Source organism: Candidatus Thalassolituus haligoni, assembly GCF_041222825.1.
Lineage (GTDB): Bacteria > Pseudomonadota > Gammaproteobacteria > Pseudomonadales > Oceanobacteraceae > Oceanobacter > Oceanobacter antarcticus.
The window spans coordinates 2,926,990-2,951,252 of sequence record NZ_CP139482.1 but is presented as its reverse complement, the minus strand read 5'-3'; the positions used below and the strand labels follow the sequence as shown (position 1 = coordinate 2,951,252).

Here is a 24,263-nt window from a genome sequence, read left to right as displayed (position 1 = left end):
TTACGCCCGTTAGCGTGATAATGGTTGCTGGCCAAGCAGGGTGATCAGTTCATCCGGGGTATTGATGCAGGCGTCGGCTTGCCAGCGCTGCGGATCATCATGATCCTCTATATAACCAAACAGGGCGGCGATGGTTGGCATGCCAGCCGCCTTGCCCGCTTGTATGTCACGGAGGTGATCGCCGACGTACCAGCAGGCCTCTGGTTTTAGGCCGAGTCGGGTGGCGGCTAATAGCAGACTTGCCGGATCAGGCTTGGCCAGGCTGACGTCTTCGGGGCACACCAATACTGGCGTTTCAAGCGCCAGCTTTTCCAGTAAGGGTTCGGCAAAACGGCGCGGTTTGTTGGTGACGATACCCCACTGCACGCCCAGTAATTGTAATTCGTCCAGGACGGCGCTGAAGCCAGGGAACAGGGCGCTGGCACTGGCGAGGTAGTCACCGTAGCGGCTCAGCAGCTGCTCGCGGTAGTCACCAAATTCAGGATGATCGCGGCTGACCTCCCAGGTTATTTCGGTCAAGGCTGCACCGCCATTGCTGACTTGCTGGCGGATGGTGGCGGTTGCCAGCGGCGCTTTACCCAGTTCCTGGCGTAGCGAGTTGACGACACCAAAAAAATCGGGCGCGCTATCGAGTAATGTGCCATCCAGGTCAAACAGGATGGCGTGCGGGTAGGGTTGGCTCATGCGTCGTCCTGTGGTGGGCGGGTAGTGGCGAGCAGGTAGTTTACGCTGACGTCCTGGTCGTTCAATTTGTAACTCTTGAACAACGGATTGTAGGTCATGCCGGTGATGTGGTCGGCCTGCAGGCCTGCCTGGCGACACCAGCGGGTCAGTTCACTCGGTTTGATGAACTTGCTGTAATCATGAGTTCCTGCGGGCAGCATTTTCAGCAGGTATTCAGCACCGAGAATGGCCATGCCATAGGCTTTGGGGTTGCGGTTGAGGGTCGAAAAAAACACCTTGCCCCCAGGTTTTACCAGTGTTGCGCAAGCACGGATGATGGATGCCGGGTCGGGTACGTGTTCGAGCATTTCGAGACAGGTGACGACGTCGAAACTGGCGGGTTGCTGTGCTGCCAGCGTTTCGACGGCAATACGCTGGTAGTTGATGCTGACGCCGGATTCGAGGGCGTGCAGACGGGCGACATTCAGCGGAGCGTCGCCCATGTCGATACCGGTAACACTGGCACCTCGCTGGGCCATGGCTTCGCTCAGCAGGCCACCGCCGCAACCAACATCCAGCACGTTTTTGCCTGCCAGTTCAGCGGCTTGATCGATGTAATTGCAGCGTAACGGATTGATGTCGTGCAAGGGCTTGAATTCGCTCTCCGGGTCCCACCAGCGGCTGGCCAGGGCTTCAAACTTGGCGATTTCGGCAGGGTCGACGTTCGGCGTGCTGTGTTCGGTCATAGTGATTTCCTGTTGTCCCGTCGGGATCTCGGGTTAATTCGGGCGAATACGCTGACACCATTGCCTGGCAGTGGCGGTCAGTCTGTCGACGTCAATGTGGGTCAATTCTGCTTCACTCAGCAGTGCCTTGCCTGCCACCCAGACGTGGCTGGTGTAACGGCTGCTGTCGGTATAGACCAGTTGCGAGATGGGATCGTAAAGGGGTTGTTGGGGTAATTGCGACAGATCGACGGCCTGTAAGTCTGCCCATTTGCCGATTTCGACTGAGCCGGTGTACTGGTCAATCCCCAGGGCTTGCGCGCTGCCCAGCGTGGCCATATGCAGCGCCTGCAAGGCAGGAACCACTGCGGCATCTGCTGCTACGGCCTTGGCCAGCATGGCGGCGGTTTTCATTTCTGCCTGCAGATTGAGATCGTTGTTGCTGGCGGCGCCGTCAGTGCCGAGGCCCAGCGGGATTCCGGCTGCCAATAGTCGTGCGGTTGGGCAAAAACCACTGGCCAGCTTGAGATTGGATTCCGGGCAGTGGATAACGCTGGCACGACTTTGTTTGATCAGGTCGAGATCGCTGTCGTTAATCTGGGTCATGTGCACACAACTGACATCCTTGCTCAGGAAACCCAGATCGAACAGGCGTTCGATAGGGCGCTTGCCCAGTTGCTCGAGGCTGTCCTGAACTTCAAAGGCGGTTTCGTGCAAATGAATTTGCACCGGCAGCTGCAGTTCGTCGGCGATGATCCGAATCTGCCGTAACGGCGCATCAGAAACCGTATAGGGAGCATGAGGGCCTAGCCCCAGCGTGACCAGATCGTGGTGCTGGTACTGGTCGCGCACTGCCAGGGCTTTCTGGATGTATTCGTCGGCGTTGCTGGCGTAATTGGTGGGGAAGTCCAGAATCGGCGTAAAGCTGACGTGACGCATGCCCGCGGCCAGTGAGGCGTCAATGGCGTCCTGCGGATAAAAGTACATGTCAGCAAAGGTGGTGGTGCCGGAGCGGATCATTTCAGCAATCGCCAGTTCTGTGCCCTGACGCACAAACTCGCTGCTGACCCATTGTGCTTCTGCTGGCCAGATGTGGTGTTGCAGCCAGTTCATCAGTGGCAGGTCATCGGCCAAGCCACGGAACAGGGACATGGCAGCGTGGCCGTGGGCGTTGATGTAGCCGGGTAACAGCGCGTGATGAGGCAGTTCGATGGTTTGCCGGGCGCTGCGTTCGGACGATGACGGCTCGATGGCTTCGATGCGGCCATTGGTCACAAAAACCGACGCATGGTCGATGATCGGTTTGTTGCCGTCCATTGGCACCAGCCAACGGGCGTTGAGGCGCAGATCTGCAGCCATGAAAAGTCCTCATTTGATTGAGAGTGGGAATCGCCGCCAGCGAGTGGCGGGTGCTGGGGCGATTATATCCATCGTTCGGGGGTGTTCGCGACTGCAGACTTGACGAGTACGCAAGATTGGGATTCAAAAATGCGGTTTGGGCGGCCGTCAAGGGCAATGGAGCGCTTTTGTCTGAAAAGATGTCCGCTGCCGGACATTTTGTCCAGCGTGGGCTTGTGGTTGTTCTGAGACGCTTCTGGCAGGGAGTGTACTAGGTTATCAGTGCTTTTATGGTATGCTACGCGCTTTGTTTTGCGGTACTGGATGGACTCGGCTTTACAGCGGTCAGCACAGTGCGGCAAGGGTACTGATTCTGGTCTGGCAGTCGTTGTTTCGGGTGTCCGTTCAATCGTACCGCCACTTCAGTAAATGCAGTCAAGTGAATGCCATCGCCACGGTATGTGGCCAAGCGATACAGCACGGATCTTAATAGTCTATGGGTGAGTTAGCCAAAGAAGTTCTCCCGATTAACATCGAAGATGAATTGCAACAATCGTACCTCGACTACGCCATGAGCGTGATTGTCGGACGGGCGTTGCCGGATGTTCGGGATGGTCTCAAACCGGTTCATCGTCGCGTCTTGCATGCGATGAATGTACTGAACAACGACTGGAACAAGCCATACAAAAAATCTGCCCGTGTGGTCGGTGACGTGATTGGTAAATACCACCCCCACGGTGACTCTGCTGTTTACGACACCATTGTGCGTATGGCCCAGGATTTCTCCATGCGCTATACGCTGGTGGATGGTCAGGGCAACTTCGGCTCCGTTGACGGTGACTCGGCAGCGGCCATGCGTTATACCGAAATTCGCATGGACAAGATCAGCCATGACATGCTGGCCGATATTGAGAAAGAAACCGTCGACTGGGTGCCCAACTACGATGGCACTGAGCAAATTCCGGCAGTCTTGCCTACTCGTGTACCAAACTTGCTGGTAAATGGTTCGTCCGGTATTGCCGTCGGTATGGCGACCAATATTCCGCCGCACAACCTGACCGAAGTTCTGACCGGTTGTTTGGCGTTGATTGACAATCCGGATCTCGATATTGATGCGCTGATGGAATTTATTCCGGGCCCGGATTTCCCCACCGGCGCCTTTATTAACGGCCGTGATGGTATTGTCGAAGCCTATCGTACCGGTCGTGGCCGTATTTACCTGCGCGCCCGTCATCACTTCGAAACCGACGAAAAAAACGGCAAGGTCAGCATCATCTTCACCGAGATTCCCTATCAGGTGAACAAGGCCCGTCTGATTGAAAAAATCGCCGAGCTGGTCAAAGAAAAGAAACTTGAAGGTATCACCGAGCTGCGTGATGAGTCCGACAAGGACGGTATGCGCATTGTGATTGAGCTGCGCCGTGGCGAAATGCCGGAAGTGGTGCTGAACAACTTGTTCGCCCAGACCCAGTTGCAAGGTGTGTTTGGTATTAACGTGGTGGCACTGGTCGATGGCCAGCCCCGCACGCTGAACCTGAAGCAGTTGCTGGAAGCCTTCGTCAAGCACCGCCGCGAAGTGGTTACCCGTCGCACCATTTTTGATTTGCGCAAGGCGCGTGAACGTGGCCATTTGCTCGAAGGCCTGGCACTGGCACTGGCAAATATTGATCCGGTGATCCAGCTGATCAAGGAATCAACCAATGCGGCCGAAGCCAAAGAAAAACTGATCGCTACCGCTTGGGATCCAGGTGATGTGCTGGATATGCTGGAGCGTGCCGGTGAAGACGCCTGTCGTCCGGACGATCTGCCAGAAGAATTTGGTTTCCGGGCTGGCAAGTATCATCTGTCACCGGCACAGGCGCAGGCCATTCTTGATCTGCGCTTGCAGAAACTGACCGGCCTTGAGCATGAAAAACTGATCGAAGAATACCAGCAAAAACTCGAAGAAATCGCCGAGTATCTGGAAATTCTCGGCAGTGCAGAGCGTTTGATGACCGTGATTCGTGAGGAGCTGGAAGCCATTCGCGCAGAGTATGGCGATGGCCGCAAAACCGAAATCATGGTGGTGAAACGTGATCTGAGCATGGCGGATCTGATTCCTGAAGAAGATCTGGTGCTGACGTTGTCGCACAGCGGCTATGCCAAGACTCAGCCGATTGATGCCTATCAGGCTCAGAAGCGTGGCGGCAAGGGTCGCTCGGCGACATCGGTCAAAGATGAAGACTTTATCGAACATCTGTTAGTGGTGAACAGCCATGATACGGTGTTGTGTTTTACTGATGCGGGCAAGGTCTATTGGCTGACGGTGTACGATATTCCGCAGGCCAGCCGTAACGCCAAGGGCCGTCCGATTGTGAACGTCCTGGCGCTGGATGAAGGCGAACGCATTACCGCGATTCTGCCGGTGGTTGAGTACCGCGAAGACAATTACGTCTTTATGGCGACGGCGCGGGGGACGGTGAAGAAAACCTCGCTTGACCAGTTTTCCCGTCCGCGCTCCAGCGGTCTGATCGCGTGTGAGCTGGACGAAGGTGATCATCTGGTGGGTGTTGCCATTACCGATGGCTCACGCGATATTATGCTGCTTTCTGACGCGGGCAAGGCGGTTCGTTTCTATGAAGGCCAGGACAGTGAAGGCAAGGGCGGCGTTCGGCCGATGGGCCGCACTGCTCGTGGCGTGCGGGGTATTACCCTGGGTCAGGGTCAGGTGGTGATCGCGCTGATTATTCCACAGGAAAACGGTGCCATTCTGACCGCCTCGGAACGCGGCTTTGGCAAGCGCACCGAAGTGACCGAGTTCCCGACCAAGGGACGCGGTACGCAAGGGGTCATTGCCATGGTCACGAATGACCGTAATGGTCGCATGGTGGGTGCCGTACAGGTGTTCGATGGCGAGGAAGTGATGCTGATCAGTGATCAGGGCACCCTGGTGCGGACACATGTTAACGAAGTATCACTGCTGGGCCGTAACACCCAGGGCGTTACCCTGATTCGCGTCAGCGACAAGGAAAAACTGGTTGGCCTGGAACGTATCTGTGATCCTGAAGACGACGAAGCCGTACTGGCTGCGCTGGCCGAAGGCGATGATACTGTCGTCAGTGGCGCTAGTGCGGATACCCCTGCAGCGGAAGCGGACAGCAGTGGCAGTGATGACCTTGACGACGACGGCGTCAGTACTGACACGGATGGCACAGAAGCAAACGACACCGAAGACAATGGCGACGACGTGGAATAAAAGCTGCGTTCGTCTGGATGGGGCGCTCCGGCGCCTGTAATACAGAGCAATCAATCTGATGAACCGAGTGTTTAACTTTTGTGCCGGCCCGGCAGCGCTGCCCACCGCGGTGCTGGAACGAGCGGGCCTGGAATTGGCAGACTGGCACGGCAAGGGCCTGTCTATTATGGAAATGAGTCACCGCAGCGCTGATTTTGTGGCGGTGGCAGAAAAAGCCGAACAGGATCTGCGCGACCTGATGGCCATTCCTGACAACTATAAAGTGTTGTTTATGCAGGGGGGGGCCAGCAGTCAGTTCGCCATGATCCCGCTGAATCTGGCGAATGGCAGTGGCAAGGTCGATCAGATTGTGACGGGTCAGTGGTCGAAAAAAGCCCTGGCAGAGGGCCGACGCTTTGCCGATGTGCGGGTCATTGCTAATACCGAAGACAATCATTTTACCTCGGCCCCAGCACAGTCGGAGCTGGCATTAAACGCCGATGCCGATTACGTCCACTATTGCCCTAATGAAACGATTGGTGGTGTGGCGTTTGATTATATTCCCGCTACCGGGGATGTGCCGCTGGTGGCTGACCTGTCATCGGCGATTCTGTCTGATGCGCTGGATGTCAGTCGCTTCGGCATGATTTACGCAGGTGCACAGAAAAATATTGGCCCGGCGGGCCTGTGTGTAGTGATTATTCGTGACGACCTGTTGGGCAAGGCTCAGGCGGCAACTCCTACCATGTTTGATTACAAGGTGTGTGCGGATCACGGCTCCATGTATAACACGCCACCGACCTACAGCTGGTATCTGGCTGGCCTGGTGTTCGAGTGGCTGAAAGAACAGGGTGGGGTTGCGGCGATCGCGGCAGCCAATCATCGCAAGGCATCTCATCTGTATCAATTTATTGATGGCCATGATTTTTATGCCAATCCGGTTGCCATCAATAACCGTTCAATCATGAACGTGCCGTTTACCTTGGCTGACAGTCGTCTGGACAAGCTCTTTTTGCAGCAGAGCGAAGCCGCCGGATTACTGAATCTGGCCGGACACCGCAGTGTGGGCGGCATGCGCGCCAGTATTTATAATGCGGTCTCCGAAGTTGCGGTTGTGGCCCTGACTGATTTTATGACCGACTTTGCCCGTCGCCACGGTTAAGCTCGTGCACTGGCCCGTCTGTCGGGCCAGTGATTCCATTCCAGACTAACGAAGCAAGGCAACTCATGAGTGAAGCCCAGGAACTCGAACAACTGCGTCAGTCGATCGACTCTATCGACCGGCAAATTCAGGAGTTGATCAATCAGCGTGCCTGTTGTGCCAGGCAGGTTGCAGAAGTGAAAGAGAAATATGCTGCACCGGGTGAAACCGTGGTGTTTTATCGCCCGGAGCGGGAAGCACAGGTACTGCGTAATGTGATGGCGCGGAATACCGGCCCCTTGCCCAACGAAAGCATGGCGCGACTGTTTCGTGAAATCATGTCCCAGTGTCTGGCACTGGAAGAGCCGCTCAATGTTGCTTTTCTCGGCCCGGAAGGCACCTTTACCCAGCAGGCAGCAGTCAAGCATTTTGGCCATGCCGTGTGCTGTCACAGTCAGGTGTCGATTGCCGATGTGTTCCGCGAAGTGGAAAGTGGAGCCGCTAATTTTGGCGTTGTACCGGTAGAAAATTCCACAGAGGGCGTAGTGACTCATACCCTCGACAGTTTTTTTGATTCCAGCTTGCAGGTCTGCGGCGAAGTGACATTGCGCATCCATCATCATTTGATGCGCAAAGATCCCGAGCAGCCGATTGAACGGATATATTCCCATGCCCAGTCGCTGGGACAATGTCGTCGTTGGCTCGATCAGCATTATCCGGGGATTGAGCGGATTGCCCTCAGTTCCAATGCGGAGGCCGCACGCCGGGCCAGTCTTGAGCCGGGCAGTGCAGCTATTGCAGGAGAAGTGGCGGCGGATCTTTACCAGTTGGTTGTCTGTAACGCCAATATCGAAGATCGTCCCGACAATACCACGCGCTTCCTGATCGTCGGGCGTCAAGCGACGTTCTCCAGTGGTGAAGACAAGACCTCTATTATGGTCTCCAGTCGTAACCAGCCGGGTGCCTTGTACCAGGTACTGGAGCCATTCCATCAGGCCGGTATCAGTCTGACCCGTATCGAAACCCGGCCAGCGCGCACCGGCACCTGGAATTATGCCTTTTTTATTGATTTTGAAGGTCACTGTGACGACGAGAGTATCCGTCCTGTGTTGGCGCAGTTGCAGCTGGTCGCGGCGGATTACAAATGGCTGGGTTCCTATCCGAAAGCGGTTCTGTAGAGCGGTTTTGCAACAATGGCCAGCGGATCAACCGATTCGTTGGGTTGGATAAACAACGTGTTAGCAGCCTATTAGGCGTCAGGTCGGGCGGTTCCCTTGCTTGGCCTATGGAATGAGATCAAATCATGAGTGTAGATTTTCAGCAGTTGGCCGTTGCCGGAGTGCGCGGTTTGAAACCTTATCAGCCTGGCAAGCCGATTGATGAACTGGCGCGTGAGCTGGGTCTGAATGAGGCGGATATTGTCAAACTGGCCAGTAACGAGAACCCGCTGGGTCCAAGTCCTGCCATTATTGATGCCATCCAGCAGCAGCTGGTGGAGCTGACCCGTTACCCGGATGGTGCCGGTTTTGAACTCAAGGCTGCACTGTGTGAGCGGCTGGGCGTTACCGCCAGTCAATTGACGCTGGGTAATGGCTCCAGCGACATTCTTGATTTTGCCGTGCGGGTCTTCGTTAATCAGGGCGATAACGTGGTGGTATCCCAGCACGCATTCTCCATTTATGGTCTGGTCACTCGCGCCGTTGGTGGTGAAGTGATTGAAGTGCCAGCGCGGAATTTTGGCCATGATCTGGATGCCATGGCAGCCGCAATCAACGACCGCACCCGCATTGTCTTTGTGACCAACCCGAATAATCCGACCGGGACTTATAGTACTCGTGGTGAACTGGAAGCTTTTCTGGCGGCAGTGCCGGAGCAGGTGCTGGTGTTGCTGGACGAGGCATATTTTGAATATGCCGAAGTCGAGGACTACCCTTGTGGCCTGGATTACCTGAGCCAGTATCCGAACCTGCTGGTGGCGCGTACCTTTTCCAAGGCCTATGGCTTGGCATCATTACGGGTTGGCTATGGCGTTTCCAGCCCGGTTGTGGCGGATCTGATGAATCGTGTGAGACCTCCGTTCAACGTCGATTCATTTGCGTTGGCAGCGGCGACAGCGGCCTTGCGTGACGACGCGTATCTGGCCAAAAGTATTGCCGTTAATCGTCAGGGTATGGTGCAACTGGTGGCTGCCTTTGAACAACTGGGGTTGAGCTATATCCCGTCGGTTGCCAACTTTGTCACGTTCAAACTGCCAGATGGCAGTGATGATAGAGAGGTGAACCAGCAGTTGTTACAGCTGGGGGTGATTATCCGGCCGGTCGCCAACTACGATATGCCGGGATATATCCGTGTATCGGTAGGGACGGCTGCGGAAAACCAGACCTTTATTGATGCCTTGGCGAAGGTGTTGGCTTGACCACAGAGAACGGATTCTTTGTAAATCGGGTTGCGGTGATTGGCCTGGGGCTGATCGGTTGCTCCTGGGTCAAGGGACTGCGTGTTCGTGGTGGTGTTGGCGAGGTGATTGGATTTGACCGCAACCTCGATTCGATGGAGCTGGCGTGTCAGTCTGGCATTATTGACCGCTATGCAGCCTCTCCTGCCGAGGCTGTTGAGGATGCCGATCTGGTGATTGTTTCGGTACCGATTCTGTCGATACGACCGGTGCTGGAGGCTCTCGCGCCAGCACTGTCTGTCCACGCAGTGATTACCGATGTCGGTTCGGTCAAAGGTTCGGTGTCTGCTGATGTCAAAGCGGTATTTGGTGAAACCTTTGGCCGTTTTGTACTGGGTCACCCGATTGCCGGTTCTGAGCGTAGCGGTGTAGCGGCGACAGATGAACATCTTTATTGCCGTCACAAGGTCATTATCACCCCCGAGACTTATACGGATCCGCAGGCGCTGCAGCTGGTAACGCAAGCCTGGCTGGCGGTAGGCGCTGAGGTGGAGTCGATGACGGTGAATCACCACGATGAGGTGTTGGCGGCGACCAGTCATCTGCCTCATTTGTTGGCTTATTCACTGGTGGATACGTTGGCCAACAGCCATGAAAACAAGGAAATTTTTAACTATGCTGCGGGAGGCTTTCGCGACTTCACCCGGATTGCCGCCAGCAGCCCGGAGATGTGGCGCGACATTTTTACCGCCAATCGCGAGCACTTGTTGGCAACCCTGGATCTGTTTAACAAGGATCTTCAGCAGTTGCGTGAGGCCATCGTTGAAAACGATACCACGACCCTGATGGGGGTACTGACCCGTGCCAAGGCCGCCCGTGATCATTTTTCAAACATACTTGCCCGCAGGGCCTTTGTGGAACCTATGAAAACCAGCTCACTTTCTTACCTGGTACAACCCGCCCAAAGCCTGTCCGGCACATTCCGCGTGCCTGGCGACAAATCCATTTCGCATCGCTCCATCATGCTGGGCTCGCTGGCTAATGGTGTGACGGAAGTCACCGGTTTTCTGGAAGGTGAAGACAGCCTGGCGACATTGCAGGCTTTCCGGGATATGGGCGTGGTGATCGAAGGGCCGCACCGTGGTCGCGTGACCATTCATGGTGTGGGTCTGCAGGGGTTGAAAGCACCCGCCAATGCCTTGTATGTGGGCAATTCGGGAACCTCTATTCGACTGTTGTCCGGCTTATTAGCGGGTCAACAGTTTGATGTTGAAATGAGTGGCGACGAATCCCTGAGCAAACGCCCGATGGGGCGCGTTGCCGATCCGCTGCGTTTGATGGGAGCCATCGTTGATACCGAAGACGGTGGTCGACCACCGTTAAAAATCAAGGGTGGCCATGCGCTGAAAGGTATTCACTACCATTTGCCGATGGCCAGTGCCCAGGTAAAAAGCTGTGTGCTGCTGGCCGGGCTGTATGCTGAAGGTCAAACCTCGGTGACTGAACCGGCACCCACTCGTGATCATACCGAACGAATGCTGAAAGGTTTTGGTTATGACGTGCAGGTGAATGGCAGTACCGTGACGATTCAGTCCGGTGGTGAATTAACCGCGACCCGTATCGATGTGCCTGCTGATATTTCGTCTACCGCTTTCTACATGGTGGGAGCCAGCATTGCGCCAGGTTCCGATATTACCTTGCAGCATGTTGGTATCAACCCGACCCGCATCGGCGTGATCAATATCCTGCGCGCCATGGGTGGCAATATCGAGGTTATGAATGAACGTGAAGTCGGTGGCGAACCGGTGGCGGATATTCGCGTGCGCTCCGCGCAGCTCAAGGGGATTCATATTCCTGAAGATCAGGTGCCACTGGCGATTGATGAATTCCCGGCGATCTTTATTGCCGCTGCCTGCGCTGAAGGTGAAACGGTGTTGACCGGTGCAGAAGAACTGCGAGTGAAAGAAAGTGACCGTATTCAATCCATGGTAGATGGCCTGAACGTATTGGGTGTGGCTGCCAAAGGTACGCAGGACGGTGCCATTATCCCCGGTTTTGGCGCAAACGGCTGCTTTGGTGGCGGTGTTATCGAAAGCCACGGCGACCACCGTATTGCGATGAGCTTCTCGATGGCATCGTTGCGTGCCGAAGCCGCGATTATCATTCACGACTGTGCCAATGTGGCGACGTCTTTCCCCGGCTATGTTGAACTGGCCAATAACGCCGGTCTGCAGCTGGAAGAACAGGGAGAGGCGCGGAGTGACTGATACGATGGCGGTGGTGATCACTATTGATGGCCCATCCGGCGCTGGCAAGGGCACTGTGTGTGCTCGCCTGGCCGAGCGGTTGGGCTGGCATTTGCTGGATAGCGGTGCGCTTTATCGCATCACCGGGTTAGCGGCCAGTCGCAAGCAGATTGCGCTGGATGACGACGCAGCGGTTGCTGCCGTGGCCGCCGCGCTGGATGTACACTTTGAACCACTTGCCACTGGCGTACAGGTGATTCTGGAAGGTGAGAATGTCACCGATACTATTCGTACCGAGGAAGTGGGCAGTTTGGCCTCGCAAGTGGCTGCTTTACCGGCTGTACGCGCTGCACTGCTGCAACGTCAGCGTGATTTCCGGTTGACCCCCGGTCTGATCGCTGACGGTCGTGATATGGGCACAGTGGTGTTCCCCAGTGCCGAGGTCAAAGTGTTCTTGACCGCCAGTGCTGAGGAACGGGGTCGGCGGCGATATGAACAGTTGCTTGACAAGGGATTTAATGCTAGTTTACCCGCCCTTATCGAAGACATCCGAGCTCGCGATGACCGCGACAGCAACCGTGCTGTTGCCCCGCTGAAGCCTGCCGATGACGCTATAACCATTGACAGTACTGAGCTGACGATCGACCAGGTGTGCGAACACGTGGCAGATCTTGTTCGCAAAGCAGGACTGGTCTGAGATGAATCCGGTGCGTTTGCCAGCCCCCTGCTCTAAGGAATCAGAAGCGTACCAGGGTTTTTGTTTGATTTGACCCAAGTGTCTGGCCATTTGGAACGCGTCGCTATTCCGTCAACCATTTCATCGGAATATACGCTTTTATAGATAGGTGTTAATTCATGACCGAAAGTTTTGCTGAGTTATTTGAAGAATCCTTGAAAGAACTGGACATGCAGCCCGGTTCTATCGTCACTGGTACCGTCGTCGACATCGACAGCGACTGGGTAACAGTGAACTCTGGTCTGAAATCCGAAGCCGTAATTCCACGCAGCCAGTTCCTGAATGAAAAAGGTGAGCTGGAAGTTGCCATTGGCGACGAGACCCAGGTTTCCCTGGAAGCGGTTGAAGACGGCTTTGGTGAAACCAAACTGTCTCGTGAAAAAGCCAAGCGTGCTGAAAGCTGGAAAGAGCTTGAAAAAGCCTTTGAAGCTGAAGAAATGGTTACCGGTATTATCAACGGTAAGGTTAAAGGTGGTTTCACTGTTGACCTGAAGAACATCCGTGCCTTCCTGCCAGGCTCCCTGGTTGATGTCCGTCCTGTACGTGACACCGCCCACCTGGAAGGTAAAGAGCTGGAATTCAAGGTTATCAAGCTGGACGCCAAGCGTAACAACGTCGTGGTTTCCCGTCGTGCCGTTCTGGAAGCTGCTAACAGCCAGGAACGTGAAGAACTGCTGGCCAACCTGCAAGAAGGTCAATCTGTTAAGGGTATCGTCAAGAACCTGACCGACTACGGCGCGTTCGTAGATCTGGGCGGTGTTGACGGCCTGCTGCACATCACCGATATGGCCTGGAAGCGTATCAAGCATCCAAGTGAAATCGTTGCTGTTGGTGACGAGATCGACGTTAAAGTGCTGAAATTCGACCGTGAGCGCAACCGCGTTTCTCTGGGTCTGAAGCAACTGGGTGATGATCCATGGGTCAACATCAACGATCGTTACCCAGAAAGCGCTCGCGTTAAAGCGCGCGTCACCAACCTGACTGACTACGGCTGTTTTGCTGAGTTGGAAGAAGGTGTTGAAGGTCTGGTACACGTATCCGAAATGGATTGGACCAACAAGAATATTCACCCGTCCAAGGTGGTTCAAGTTGGCGACGAGATCGACGTGATGGTGCTGGATATCGACGAAGAACGTCGTCGTATCTCTCTGGGTATCAAGCAGTGCACCATGAACCCATGGGAAGAGTTCGGTACCAAGTGTAACAAGGGCGACAAGATCTCCGGTAAGATCAAGTCAATCACTGACTTCGGTATCTTCATCGGTCTGGACGGTGGTATCGATGGTCTGGTTCACCTGTCTGACATTTCCTGGAATGACACTGGCGAAGAAGCCGTGCGTAACTACAAGAAAGGCGATGAACTGGAAACCGTTATCCTGTCTATCGATCCAGAGCGCGAACGTATCTCTCTGGGTGTGAAGCAGCTGGAAAGCGACCCGTTCTCCGAGTTTGTTGCGGTTAATGACAAAGGCGCTATCGTAACTGGTAAGGTTATTTCAGTCGATGCCAAGTCGGCAGTGGTTGAGCTGGCTGCTGGTGTTGAAGCTGCTCTGAAGGCTTCTGAAATCAGTCGTGACAAGGTAGATGATGCCCGCGCTGTACTGAAAGAAGGCGATGAAGTACAGGGTGTTATCACCATGGTTGATCGTAAGAACCGTGCTTTGAGCATGTCTATCAAAGCCAAGGACAGTGCAGAAGATCGTCAGGCTCTGAAAGAGCAACGTACCAAGTCTGATGCTGAAGTGTCAGCTGGACCGACCACCATTGGTGATCTGATCAAAGAACAGCTTAATCAGAAAGACTAAGCTGGTCTGATTTTAAAAAACCCGCTCCGGCGGGTTTTTTTATGTCTTGTTATCCTCTGTTTCGATAATCGCCATTATTTCGGACAGCCACGGAAGGCGTCCCTTCGTACCAAATTCGTCGTCGCAGGGATCGGCATTATCCGTGTTCGTTGCGTCAAATACACCGGCGTCGTACGAACCGGCACTGTTCGTGTTGTCCACCGCGTCAAATGCATCAGCAGCGTACGGATTCCGCGATTCCCTATCGGACAGCCAGGGATGGCACTTCTGCGTTTTTTTATAGGGATTGATTGAATATTTCAGGTAACATCACACACGAAATGGCTTTGCCGTTTTTGAGTACATAAACAAACATCGAACGGTTGCATTTGTCGTCAGCTAACTGCATGATTTGACAAGAGTTATTGTCATGCAGTCACCTCATGGAGGAAAACGCTGTGACGAAGTCTGAACTGATAGAGCGTATCGTCAGTCGTCAGCCGCAATTATCTGCCAAAGATGTCGAGCTGGCGGTGAAAACCATGCTTGATTACATGTCTTTGACCTTGTCGTCGGGGGAGCGGATTGAAATTCGCGGATTTGGCAGTTTTTCGTTGCATTATCGTGCACCAAGGGTTGGGCGTAATCCCAAAACTGGTGAAACGGTAGAGCTACAGGGCAAGTTTGTGCCGCATTTTAAACCGGGCAAAGACTTGCGTGATCAGGTTAACGACAGTATCGACAGCGAACACTAAGGCCGTTGCGGCCAGGTAATATCATGCTGCAAAAAATCAGGATCGGCATAAGCCTGATCTCTTTCCTGCTTATATTTCTCTATTGTCTGACATTTGCGACTCGTAATAGCGAGCCACTGGATGTGTTTTTTCTGGTTGGTGATCCTGTCAACCTGCCGGTTGCCCTGTGGTTTGGTCTGATTCTGACGCTTGGCTGTATTATTGGTCTGCTGGCGGGCGTGATGTCGGTATTGTCAAAGAAACGTCAAATCCGTCGATTGCAAAAAGCGCTCGATGAGGCACAGGAGCGATCAGGCAGATTGCCATAGGCCTGCATCATGATGGAATCCGCAATTGTTTTTGTACTGGTACTGGTGGGTACAGGCCTTGGCTGGGTACTTGGTTACCGTTCAGGCAAGGCGCGTCCAAAAAGTACTCCCGCTGACTGGATTCCTAGTATCGATTTTATCCTTGCGCAAAACACCGATATTACCCTCAAACGCCTTGTGAATGCCCAAACTTTGGATGATGACTCGATTGAGCTATTTCTCCGGCTAGGCTGCAGTTTGCGTGAAAAAGGTGAAGTGGAACGCGCCATTCATTTACACCAGACCTTGTTTGCCAGAACGGACTTGAAAGGAGTCTTGCTGCAAGAACTGGAGCTGGAGCTGGCAATGGATTTTGCCATGGCAGGTCTGCATGATCGGGCCGAACGGCTCTTGCTGGAATTGCTTGATGCCCGTGGTCGCATTCAGGAAAAGTCCGCCAAGGTATTGCTGGAATTACTGGAAGAAGAAGGCGAGTGGCAGCAGGTGTTGGATTTGAACCGGGCGCGCAAGTTACCCAACTCCGCCCAGTTACAGCGTCGAGTTGCTCACGCTGCCTGCGAATTGGCCGAGCGTGCGGCTGGTAATGGCAACTATATTGAAACCCGCCAGCTCTGTCGTACCGCACTCAAGTCTGATGGCCGCTGCGCTCGTGCGTTTGTGGTGTTGGGGAATATGGCGTTTGAGCAGGACGAACCCAGTGAAGCCGTACGTTGTTACCTCAAGGCGCTGGATCATGACAAGGGCTCTATTATTGCGATTCTCGACCCTATGGTTCGGTCATTCCACCAGCTGGGGGATCCTCATGGTTTGTTGACTCATCTGCAACGTCATGGAGAAGGACTGAATTACGTACCTGCATTGGTGGCGCGAGCCGAAACCCTGGCTGATATTGAAGGTGCTGAAACCGCAATTACCGGGTTTATTCAGGATCTTGAAAAATACCCCTCGTATACCGGCTATGTTGCCATGCTGGGACTGCTGCTGCGCCACAAGCGCCGTTTGAGTGAGTCGCAGGCCCATGGGGTGTATGCTATTCTGCGTCGTATTGATACTGACGATCCGAGCTTTGTGTGCAGCCAATGCGGTTTCAAGGCGCGGGAGTTTCACTGGCGCTGCCCAAGTTGTAAAAACTGGGCCAGCCTCAAAGCGATCACCCCTTTTAGTCACCCCTCTGTTGCTATTGAAGACCTATGACCACTGTTACCTCTACTCCTGTTTTATCTGCTGTTGTTTCATCTAGTGTTGTTTCATCTAGTGTTGTTTCATCTAGTGTTGTATCGCCTATTGTTGTTGCGCTGGATTATTCCTCTGTCGACGCGGCGTTGGCGATGGCCAAGCTGTTGGATCCTGCACGCTGTCGGGTCAAAGTCGGCAAAGAGCTGTTTACCTCGGCGGGGCCGCTGGTGATTGAACAGCTGCATCAGCTGGGATTTGAGGTTTTTCTGGATCTGAAATTTCACGATATTCCCAATACCTGTGCCAAGGCTGTCGCGGCTGCTGCGGATCTGGGTGTCTGGATGGTCAATGTCCATGCCAGTGGCGGGCGTCGTATGATGGAAGCGGCCCGTAACGAACTGGACAAGCGTGCCAGTCGACCCTTGCTGATCGGAGTAACGGTACTGACCTCAATGGACAGTGTCGACCTGATTGAACTGGGTCTGAGTGTGACGCCGGAAGAGCACGTCGTACGGCTGGCGACACTGGCACAGTCGTCGGGTCTGGATGGGGTGGTGTGTTCGGCGAATGAGCTGGCCGTTATTCGTCAGCATTGTGGTGACGACTTCAAGACGGTGACACCTGGCATTCGTCCTTCCTGGAGTGATAATCAGGATCAGAAGCGGGTGATGACGCCAGAACAGGCTGTTGCTGCGGGAGTTGACTACATGGTGATTGGCCGCCCGATTACCCAGTCAGAAGATCCGGCCGCTAGTTGCCAGCGGATTCTCGATAGTCTTGCCTGATGGAATCAGTTGCCGGCGCCATATAGATTTCCCCTAATGCCATGAAGTCGTCGCTGTTGCGGGAATCATTCTGACGTTGGAGTAATTCTGGAAATACCGAGTGGCTAAATCAGCGCCAGTGGCTGGTTTATAGCTGATTGCGTCTGTATGGAGGGTTTTGCTGCTGTAGAAGTAGTAGGTGTATATCGGATTTGGCGAATGCGGAAGAGAGATTACTTGTTGGCTCCCCGAGCTGGACTTGAACCAGCGACCAATAGATTAACAGTCTACTGCTCTACCAACTGAGCTATCGGGGAACATCAGCAAGTGGGGCGCATTATACGGAGCTGGTTTTTTGTGTCAATAGCTTCAATTTAAATAAAATAAGAGTTAATTCAATGTCTTAGCTTGGGCAGCGAGGTCGCCAGCAAGAATGGACGACCCTCTGCAAGAATCAGTTAATCCTTGGCAATACGGCTGAATACCGCACCTTTCTGGCCCTTGTATTTGGCGTTCTCTCGCTTGTTGTACGGACGTTTGGCTGGGCTGCTGAGAGTTTCAAACGACAGTGCGCAAATAATCATCGCGGGTCTTAGCGCCAGTGGCAGTTTGCCGTTGTTATAAAATTCCAGCACGATCTGGCCATCCCAGCCGGGATCAATCCGTCCGGCGGTCAGGTGTACCACCAGACCGAGGCGAGCCAGTGAGCTGCGGCCATCCAGCCAGCCAACCAGATCATCCGGAATGGTGACGGATTCCATGGTGGCGCCGAGTACCAGTTCACCAGGGTGGATATAGAGCGACTGATCATGAGCAATCTCGATTTCTTTGCTCATGATACGATCGATATCGCGCTCCAGTTGCGCCCGTTCGCCGGAAAGATCCAGATGGGTGGCGGAGTTGTTGCTGAATACCCGGAAGCGGTGGTCGAGGCGAAGGTCGACACTGATGCCAGCAATGGCATCCAGGCCGGGGGCTGGCTCGATAGTAATGCTGCCCTCGCTCAGGCGCTGTTCAATGTCGGCATCACTTAATCGCATGGCAGTTCTCTGGTTGGGGTCAGTTACAGGTTGGTACTGACCAGGTCAATCTGATATTGGATTTTGCCTTTTTTGCGATCCACCAGTTTTACCAGCAGGTAATCCTTGTCTTTCGCCAGCCAGGCATAAATTTCCCGTCGGTCGTCGCGTAACTGCTTGATTTTGATCGTATCCAGTACGCCGATACGGGTTTTTAACGGTTCTTCGGCAACGATAACAAATTCATAACTGCGTACCCGGTTTTTCTCGAATACCTGATAGTTCAGCTCGTTTTGGCCATTGGCGAGATCGAGGCTGATTTGCAGCATATAAGTCAGCTTGTCTTGCAGGTTATCTTGCCATAAATCGTTAAATTCGCGCGCTTGCAAGGGGGCGCTGATCTGTTGCTGGGTCGCATCGAAGCGATAGTCCTGATCGTCTTCCTGTATCAGGCCCGAGCCTTTGTAATGGTAGCTTTGTGGCTGGATGATACCGTTGTGCAGTGCAAAAACCGATTGCTCCTGGATGGACGCTGCTGATGCTTCAGCATCAAACGTCATTTGCCAGGATCCGTCTTCACGTTGCTCCAGAGTGCGTTCTGCCGCAATGTTGAAGCTGAAAAATCCCCAGTCATAGCGGCTTGTGTATTTGGCCTTGAAAGGCTGCAGAGTATTGTGTGTTGCCTCTCCCTGTCTCTCCAGCGGGTCGTCGTTCGCCAGCTGTGACTTGGTAGCGCTCAGGGCAAAGGTTTGAGTGTCACCGTTACTGGCAAAAGCCAATAAGGGCGACAGTATCAGGGTGCAGGCCAGGTATCTTATACGTCTCACAGATCATCCTCGCTGTGATGGTGATTTATGGCTGGGCTGTCAGTCTGAGTCCGGATAGCGGAAGAAGTTTACTATCGAGTGTTACGCCTTGGTCGGTCATGGCCAGTCGTCCCTGGGTGCACCACTTGACGATGATGGGATACAGGATGTGCTCCTGTATCTGCACCTTGTGTTGCAAGCTGGCAGCGGTTTCGCCAGTTTCTATGGTCACGACTGCCTGGGCAATCACCGGGCCACCATCCAGCTCTTCGGTGACAAAATGTACCGATACTCCATGCTCGCTATCACCGGCATCGATGGCGCGTTGATGGGTGTTTAATCCCTGATACAAAGGCAACAGGGAGGGGTGGATATTGATCATGCGGCCGCGATAATGCCGTACAAAGTCCGATGTCAGGATACGCATAAAGCCAGCCAGTACAATCAGATCGGGGGCAAGGTCATCAATCGCCCGCATCAGATTGGCATCAAACTCTTCGCGACTGCTGAATTGCTGATGATCAACCAATATGGCCGGGATCTCCCGGTCGCGGGCGTGTTGCATGCCCGCTGCATCTGGACGATTAGATACGACACCTGCGACCATGGCATCAATATCGCCGCTTTGTACCGCATCAGCAATGGCCATCATGTTGCTACCCGTACCGGAAATCAGTATCACAATACGGGGGTGGTCAAGTGCTGAGTCTGTCATCATACGGTGCGGTTACCGATGAATTCGACGGCGGCTTCGTCACTGGTTTTTTCAACGATTTCACCAATGATCCAGGCCTGTTCGCCTTCGGCGTTCAGCAGGGCAATAGCCTGATCAGCCTTGTGTTCCGGCAGAGCGATGATCATGCCCACACCACAATTGAAGGTGCGGAACATTTCTGCAGTTGCGACGTTGCCAGCCTGTTGCAGCCATTCGAACACAGCTGGCCAGCGCCAGCTGTTGGTGTTGATAACGGCCTTGCAATTATCGGGCAGAACGCGCGGAATATTCTCCTGAAAACCACCGCCAGTGATGTGCGACAGGGCATGCACTTCGGTGGCATTAATCAGCTGTAATGCGGATTTGACGTAAATACGGGTGGGGGCCATCAGCGCCTCCGCCAGCGGTACACCGTCGAGATCTTGCTGCAGGTCGGCATTGGCTACCTCCAGGATCTTGCGAACCAGAGAATAGCCATTGGAATGAGGGCCGCTGGATGCCAGTGCAATGAGGGAATCACCGGCCTGGACTCTGGAACCGTCGATGATGTCGGCTTTTTCAACGATACCAACACAAAAACCGGCCAGATCGTAGTCTTCGCCTTCATACATGCCTGGCATTTCAGCGGTTTCACCGCCAACCAGTGCGGCACCAGCCTGCTCACAGCCTGCGCCAATACCGCTGACAACGGCAGCGGCGACATCGACATTCAGATGACCAGTAGCGTAATAGTCGAGAAAAAACAAAGGCTCGGCACCAGAGACCACCAGGTCATTAACACACATGGCGACCAGGTCGATACCAATGGTGTCGTGCTTGCCCAGATCCATAGCCAGACGCAGCTTGGTGCCCACGCCATCGGTACCCGATACCAGCACGGGTTGATGGTAACCTTGTGGCAGTTCGAACAGGGCGCCAAAACCGCCGAGGCCGGCCATTACTTCCGGGCGGCGAGTGCGTTTGGCAACGTCCTTGATGCGTTCTACCAGTGCGTTTCCGGCATTGATGTCAACACCAGCGTCTTTATAGCTTAGGGATTTTGATTCGGTCATTCGGATTCACAGGGTGGCTGCAAAGAAGCGGGGTATTCTAGCGATTTGTGGCCTTCACTTCACCTGCCGCGACAAAGAAATAGCGCCACATGGCCTGTTAATTTAGGTTGAATCACAGGGAAAGCCAGGTTTGTAGTGATGGCAGCGCCAAGATCACCATTCCTGATACTGAGTTCTCTTGGGTGCTTGCGCTGTGCGTGGCACAATAGCCGCCGCCTGACGTATTGGCCCGGTGGCTGTGTCGGTTAACGGTTTTAGTAGTTGATGGATGGGGTCAGGATAAGAACTTATGTTCGCGGTGGTGGTTGTACGCCGTAAACCAGGATGACAAAGGAATTTTCACGCGTGCGCTCAGTCTTTCTGCGATTGATGTATTGTCTGTTGTTTGCGGCTCCCGTTGTTTCGGCGGGTGTGGTAACTGACTTGTATCAGGCTTCAATAGAAGTATCTGATCGAACGCCAACGACGCGACAGGCGGCGGTGCCAGCAGCATTGCTGCAAGTGCTCACCAAGGTTTCAGGGCGGCCAACAGCAGAGCTGGGTGGTCTGGCGGGCAAGTCGGCAAGCCAGTATCTGGCAAGTTTTCGTTATATATCACGGCCAAATGACGGTGTATTGATTCTGCAGGCCATGTTTGCTGCCGGGCAGGTGAATGATTTACTGGCCCGTCATGGCTTGCCGGTCTGGGGCAGTAATCGCCCGGATGTCACCTTCTGGTTAGGTGTTTCCCGCAGTGGCAGTCGCGCTGTGATCGGTGCAGATGACGACGGTGTTGATCAGTATGAAGCGTTGCGCCAAACGTTTGTGCAGCATGGCATTCCGTCGGTCTGGCCGATGCTGGATCTTGAGGATCGACTGGCATTACCAGCCGAACGCCTGTTCGGTCTGTTTCGGGATGATATTCGTGCGGCCTCTGTGCGCTACGACACGGATGCCGTGGTGGCTGCCCGGATTATGCCATTTGCTGACGGCTGGCGTGCCGATGGTTATATCGAGTACCGCCATGACAGTCTGCCTCTGGATGTTCAGGGAACCTCCGAACAGGCTGTTGTGACCGCACTGGCAGAAGCGGTTGGCGGATATTTTTCTGGCCGCTATGGCGTGGTCACCTCGACCACGGGTATGTCATCGGAACAGCAAGCACTGACGATTCAGCACGTCACTCGTTATGATGACTATCAGTCGGTGCTGCGTCTGTTGGCCTCGGTTTCCGGGGTTGAGCATGTCGATGTACTGGCGGTGCGTGGTGACAGTCTGGATTTTGGACTGACGCTGAACGCCAGTTGGCCGCAAGTACTGACCAATATCCGTTTTGACGGGCGAATCGGTGACAGCGATCTACCAGATACGCTGCGTTGGAAGGGGCGTTAATGGTCACTCCGCATCCTCAGCTGACCTTGTCTGTTTATGTGCGGGATGATGCACGCATTGCCAATTTCTACGCTGGTCCGAATGAAGAAGTGATTCAGGCGGTACAGCGTCAGTGGACATTGTCTGGTGATCCATTTCTGTTCATCTGGGGTGATGCCGGTTGCGGCCTCAGCCACTTGTTGCAGGCGGCTTGCCATTACGCCGACGGCCTCGGTCACCACAGCGTATACCTGCCCTTAAAAGAACTGGTTAACTACAGTCCGGACGTATTGGAATCGCTGGAACAACTGCCGCTGGTGGTGCTGGACGATATCGATGCGGTGCTCGGTAATGACGACTGGGAGCTGGCGCTGTTTCATCTGTTTAATCGGGTGCGGGAAAATGACGGTCATTTACTGATTTCTGCCCGTTGCCCGCCACAGCAGCTGGCAGTGGCATTGCCGGATCTTGGCTCGCGTTTGTGCTGGGGGGTGGTGTATCACCTGGAATCGCTGCAGCCGGAAGAACGTGCTTTGGCGCTGGTGCTGCGGGCACGTCAGCGGGGTATTTTACTGGCAGAAGACGTTGCGCGTTTTATCATCTCGCGGGGGCCTGAGCCAATGGAAGGGCTGGCGGAGATACTGGATCACCTTGATCACGCCTCGCTGACCCATCAACGCAAGCTGACCATCCCCTTTGTTAAAGAAGAGATGGACTGGTAATCCTGTATCGGTAATGCAGGATTACCCCGGATTTATCCAGCTCCCACGCTCTTGCGTGATTGCCCTGCGGTGTCGGCATGCGTTCCCGCGCCATGCGCGGGAACGAGAAAATCTGGAAAGAAGGATGCAGGGCTGGATCAGCTGCTCAGCGCCTTGTCCAGACGTGCAATAGCATCTTTCAAGGTTTCCAGGCTGGTTGCGAACGACAGACGCATAAAACCCGGAGAACCAAACGCTGAACCAGGAACCATGGCAACACCCGCCTCGATCAGCATTTTTTCTGCGAACTCGATGTCATCGCTGATACCCATGGTCGCCATCGCTTCCAGGAAGCTCGGGAAAGCGTAAAACGCGCCGTCCCCTTCGATGCATTCAACCCCTGGCAGTGCGTTAAGCGCAGCAACCAGATAATCATGGCGCTCCCTGAAGGCGGCAACCATGGGTTTGACACACTCATTGCCGCCATTCAAGGCGGCTTCGGCGGCGACCTGGGAAATGGATGTCGGATTGGATGTACTTTGTGACTGGATCTTTTTCATCGCACCAATCAGCTTGGCCGGGCCTGCGGCATAACCGATACGCCAGCCGGTCATACTGAAGGCCTTGGAGACACCATTTAATACGATGGTGCGCTCATACAGTTCAGGGCAGGCATTAACAATATTGTGGAAGCCAAAATCGGCCCACAGGATCAGCTCGTACATATCGTCGGTGGCGATCAGCACGTCAGGGTACTTGTTTAATACGGCGCCAAGCGCTTTCAGCTCATCCAGGCTGTATGCCTTGCCGGAAGGGTTGGATGGGCTGTTCAAGACCACCAGGCGTGTTTTGGGTGTAATGGCAGCATCCAGTTGTTCAGCCGTCATTTTGAATTGGTTGTCCATGGTTGTTTCAACGATCACCGGAGTGCCTTCCGCGATCTTGACCATATCGGGGTAAGACACCCAGTAAGGTGCCGGAATAACCACTTCGTCACCCGGATTCAGCAATGCCAGGCTCAGATTGAAAAAGCTCTGCTTGCCGCCACAAGACACCAGAATCTGGTTTGCCTCATACTCCAGGTTGTTGTCATTTTTAAACTTGCTGATAATGGCCTGCTTGAGACTGGGCGTTCCATCCACGGCGGTGTATTTGGTGAAGCCAGCGTTGATGGCATTGATGGCCGCTTTCTTGATGTGCTCAGGAGTGTCGAAATCCGGTTCGCCGGCACCAAGGCCGATAATGTCCTTACCTTCCGCACGCAAAACCGCAGCACGATTGGTGACTGCCAGCGTAGGAGAGGGCTTGATCTGTTGAACGCGATCAGACAGTTGCAGATCCAAAATGTGTATCCTCAAAACAGGCGTTATATAAA

Annotated in this window: 21 protein-coding genes and 1 tRNA gene; 13 read left to right on the top strand and 9 right to left on the bottom strand. The window is 54.1% G+C overall.

Features of this window, described 5'->3' with window-relative positions:
• Window positions 1-9: 9 nt before the first annotated feature.
• From SOJ49_RS13110 to SOJ49_RS13100, 3 genes are read right to left on the bottom strand one after another with little or no spacing between them, the layout of a single operon-like run.
• A complete protein-coding gene (locus SOJ49_RS13110) occupies window positions 10-684 on the bottom strand; it encodes an HAD family hydrolase (protein WP_369854944.1) in 675 nt (224 codons plus the stop codon).
• Entirely contained in the window at window positions 681-1,409 is a 729-nt protein-coding gene (gene ubiG, locus SOJ49_RS13105; RefSeq protein ID WP_369854943.1) for a bifunctional 2-polyprenyl-6-hydroxyphenol methylase/3-demethylubiquinol 3-O-methyltransferase UbiG, read from the bottom strand. Before ubiG ends, SOJ49_RS13110 begins: the two co-directional genes overlap by 4 nt.
• A 33-nt stretch (window positions 1,410-1,442) precedes the next feature.
• A complete protein-coding gene (locus SOJ49_RS13100) occupies window positions 1,443-2,747 on the bottom strand; it encodes a TRZ/ATZ family hydrolase (RefSeq protein WP_369854942.1) in 1,305 nt (434 codons plus the stop codon).
• A 475-nt stretch (window positions 2,748-3,222) separates the two neighbouring features.
• Here SOJ49_RS13100 and gyrA point away from each other — a divergent pair, with 475 nt between their 5' ends.
• The 11 genes from gyrA (at window position 3,223) to pyrF (ending at window position 17,266) form a co-directional block, all read left to right on the top strand.
• Window positions 3,223-5,961 (top strand): DNA gyrase subunit A, encoded by a 2,739-nt coding sequence (gene gyrA, locus SOJ49_RS13095; RefSeq protein WP_369854941.1) that lies wholly within the window; start codon window positions 3,223-3,225, stop codon window positions 5,959-5,961.
• Between the two features lie 58 nt (window positions 5,962-6,019).
• The gene (gene serC, locus SOJ49_RS13090; protein WP_369854940.1) at window positions 6,020-7,102 is read left to right on the top strand and encodes a 3-phosphoserine/phosphohydroxythreonine transaminase; all 1,083 of its coding nucleotides are present in this window, start codon (window positions 6,020-6,022) and stop codon (window positions 7,100-7,102) included.
• 65 nt (window positions 7,103-7,167) lie between these two features.
• Window positions 7,168-8,259, top strand: a complete 1,092-nt coding sequence (gene pheA, locus SOJ49_RS13085; protein ID WP_369854939.1) for a prephenate dehydratase — start codon at window positions 7,168-7,170, stop codon at window positions 8,257-8,259.
• A 125-nt stretch (window positions 8,260-8,384) separates the two neighbouring features.
• Window positions 8,385-9,497, top strand: coding sequence for a histidinol-phosphate transaminase (hisC, locus tag SOJ49_RS13080; protein ID WP_369854938.1), 1,113 nt, complete (start codon window positions 8,385-8,387; stop codon window positions 9,495-9,497).
• Window positions 9,494-11,743 (top strand): bifunctional prephenate dehydrogenase/3-phosphoshikimate 1-carboxyvinyltransferase, encoded by a 2,250-nt coding sequence (locus SOJ49_RS13075; protein ID WP_369854937.1) that lies wholly within the window; start codon window positions 9,494-9,496, stop codon window positions 11,741-11,743. The genes hisC and SOJ49_RS13075 overlap by 4 nt, the downstream gene beginning before the upstream one ends.
• 4 nt (window positions 11,744-11,747) lie before the next feature.
• Window positions 11,748-12,419: a (d)CMP kinase gene (gene cmk, locus SOJ49_RS13070; RefSeq protein WP_369858069.1), complete on the top strand. Its 672-nt coding sequence runs from the start codon at window positions 11,748-11,750 to the stop codon at window positions 12,417-12,419.
• A 158-nt stretch (window positions 12,420-12,577) separates the two neighbouring features.
• Window positions 12,578-14,263: a 30S ribosomal protein S1 gene (gene rpsA, locus SOJ49_RS13065; protein ID WP_369854936.1), complete on the top strand. Its 1,686-nt coding sequence runs from the start codon at window positions 12,578-12,580 to the stop codon at window positions 14,261-14,263.
• A gap of 437 nt (window positions 14,264-14,700) precedes the next feature.
• Entirely contained in the window at window positions 14,701-14,997 is a 297-nt protein-coding gene (gene ihfB, locus SOJ49_RS13060) for an integration host factor subunit beta (RefSeq protein ID WP_369854935.1), read from the top strand.
• A 23-nt stretch (window positions 14,998-15,020) separates the two neighbouring features.
• Window positions 15,021-15,305, top strand: a complete 285-nt coding sequence (locus SOJ49_RS13055) for a lipopolysaccharide assembly LapA domain-containing protein (RefSeq protein ID WP_369854934.1) — start codon at window positions 15,021-15,023, stop codon at window positions 15,303-15,305.
• A 9-nt stretch (window positions 15,306-15,314) separates the two neighbouring features.
• Entirely contained in the window at window positions 15,315-16,499 is a 1,185-nt protein-coding gene (locus SOJ49_RS13050; RefSeq protein WP_369854933.1) for a hypothetical protein, read from the top strand.
• A 134-nt stretch (window positions 16,500-16,633) separates the two neighbouring features.
• Window positions 16,634-17,266 (top strand): orotidine-5'-phosphate decarboxylase, encoded by a 633-nt coding sequence (pyrF, locus tag SOJ49_RS13045; protein ID WP_369854932.1) that lies wholly within the window; start codon window positions 16,634-16,636, stop codon window positions 17,264-17,266.
• Between the two features lie 220 nt (window positions 17,267-17,486).
• Here the strand turns inward: pyrF and SOJ49_RS13040 are convergent.
• The 5 genes from SOJ49_RS13040 to purM form a co-directional block, all read right to left on the bottom strand.
• Window positions 17,487-17,562 (bottom strand) — tRNA-Asn (locus SOJ49_RS13040).
• A gap of 141 nt (window positions 17,563-17,703) precedes the next feature.
• Window positions 17,704-18,285 (bottom strand): dCTP deaminase, encoded by a 582-nt coding sequence (dcd, locus tag SOJ49_RS13035; RefSeq protein ID WP_369854931.1) that lies wholly within the window; start codon window positions 18,283-18,285, stop codon window positions 17,704-17,706.
• Between the two features lie 23 nt (window positions 18,286-18,308).
• Entirely contained in the window at window positions 18,309-19,091 is a 783-nt protein-coding gene (locus tag SOJ49_RS13030) for a DUF3108 domain-containing protein (protein WP_369854930.1), read from the bottom strand.
• Window positions 19,092-19,116: 25 nt separating this feature from the next.
• Entirely contained in the window at window positions 19,117-19,788 is a 672-nt protein-coding gene (gene purN / locus SOJ49_RS13025; RefSeq protein WP_369854929.1) for a phosphoribosylglycinamide formyltransferase, read from the bottom strand.
• Entirely contained in the window at window positions 19,785-20,837 is a 1,053-nt protein-coding gene (purM, locus tag SOJ49_RS13020) for a phosphoribosylformylglycinamidine cyclo-ligase (RefSeq protein ID WP_369854928.1), read from the bottom strand. The genes purN and purM overlap by 4 nt, the downstream gene beginning before the upstream one ends.
• A gap of 345 nt (window positions 20,838-21,182) precedes the next feature.
• Between purM and SOJ49_RS13015 the strand changes: the two genes are divergently transcribed.
• Window positions 21,183-22,208 carry a DUF2066 domain-containing protein gene (locus SOJ49_RS13015; RefSeq protein WP_369854927.1) on the top strand — a complete coding sequence of 342 codons (1,026 nt, stop codon included), beginning with the start codon at window positions 21,183-21,185 and terminating at the stop codon, window positions 22,206-22,208.
• On the top strand, window positions 22,208-22,909 hold the full coding sequence (gene hda / locus SOJ49_RS13010) for a DnaA regulatory inactivator Hda (RefSeq protein ID WP_369854926.1): 702 nt from the start codon (window positions 22,208-22,210) through the stop codon (window positions 22,907-22,909). Before SOJ49_RS13015 ends, hda begins: the two co-directional genes overlap by 1 nt.
• Before the next feature lie 137 nt (window positions 22,910-23,046).
• On the opposite strand, the gene SOJ49_RS13005 is transcribed toward hda, so the two are convergent.
• Complete coding sequence (locus SOJ49_RS13005) at window positions 23,047-24,234, bottom strand: pyridoxal phosphate-dependent aminotransferase (RefSeq protein WP_369858068.1); 1,188 nt, start codon at window positions 24,232-24,234, stop codon at window positions 23,047-23,049.
• Window positions 24,235-24,263: the final 29 nt, after the last annotated feature.